General features: G+C 71.8%; 1 protein-coding gene. It reads left to right on the top strand.

The genetic code is table 11. The annotated features are described in order from the left end of the window. Window positions 1-83: 83 nt before the first annotated feature. Window positions 84-1,229, top strand: a 1,146-nt coding sequence (locus I6A60_RS41050; protein ID WP_307874131.1) for a mechanosensitive ion channel family protein, incomplete at its 3' end; no start/stop codon positions are given.

Raw genomic sequence — 1,229 nt, 5'->3', positions numbered from 1 at the left:
CGGCCGGGCCCCCGGGGGGGGGCCCGGGGGGGCCCCGGCCCCGGGGGGGCCCCCCCCGCCACGCAGATGGAGGACCCAAGGCCGTGTCCCTGCCGCTGATCGTCGCCGCTGCCAGCGCGACGCCGTCCGGCCTCGCGACGCCGTCGAGCCCCGCGGCCTCGTTGTCGTCCGGCGCGACGCCGACCGTCTCCCCGAGCTCGGGCGGCCTGCCCGACGTGACGCTCGCGAGCGTCAAGGGCGCACTGATGGACGCCTGTGGCAGCACGCCCGGCTTCCTGTGCCGGACGGTCTACGACTCCACCCACAGCAACTACCTCGCGTCCAGCGCCGAGGTCTTCTTCGGAACCCCGCTGACGATCCTGCTGATCCTGTTGGTCGCCGCCGTGATCCGGGCGTTGATGCACCGCGTGATCGGGCGGACGACGCGGCGGCTCTCCAACCACGGAGGACTGCTGCGGGGCAACTTCCTCGGCGCGTTCGGGGACACCGCGGTCCTGCTGGAACGGCGCCGCCAGCGGGCCGAGACGGTCGGGTCGCTGCTTCGCAGCGTCGTGTCGATCGTGGTGTTCGGGATCGCGTTCATCCTGGTACTGGGCGAGTTGGGCATCAATCTCGCGCCGATCGTCGCGAGCGCCGGCGTCCTCGGAATCGCCGTCGGATTCGGCGCGCAGAACCTGGTCAAGGATTTTCTTTCGGGAATCTTCATGTTGCTCGAGGACCAGTACGGCGTCGGCGATGTCGTCGATGTCGGGGCGGTCTCCGGCACCGTCGAGGCGGTCACCTTCCGGATGACGCGACTGCGCGACGTCGAGGGAACCGTCTGGTACGTGCGCAACGGTGAGATCACCCGGATCGGCAACAAGAGCCAGCAGTGGGCCCGCACGGTGTTGGACGTCCCGCTGGACTACGACACCGACGTCGTCCGGGCGAAGGAGGTCCTGCTCGAGACGGCGCAGTCGATGTGGCATGACGACCACTGGGCCGCCGTGATCATCGCGGAGCCCGAGGTCTGGGGCATCGAGGCGATGACGGCCGACGGCTACGACCTCAGGGTCGCGATCAAGACGCTGCCGCTCAAGCAGTGGGACGTGGCCCGCGAGCTGCGCGAACGGGTCCGGCTCGCGCTCGGCGCCGCGGGGATCACGCTGGGCGCGGTGCAGCACAGCGTCGGGGGGGGGGGGGGGGGGGGGGCGCGCGCGCCCGCCGCCGCGCGGCCGACCGGAGAACAG

Source organism: Frankia sp. AgB1.9 (assembly GCF_016786355.1).
In the GTDB taxonomy this organism is placed as follows: Bacteria; Actinomycetota; Actinomycetes; order Frankiales; family Frankiaceae; genus Pseudofrankia.
Note: the sequence above shows the minus strand (reverse complement) of the source record. Positions and strands in the feature narration are given on the sequence as shown.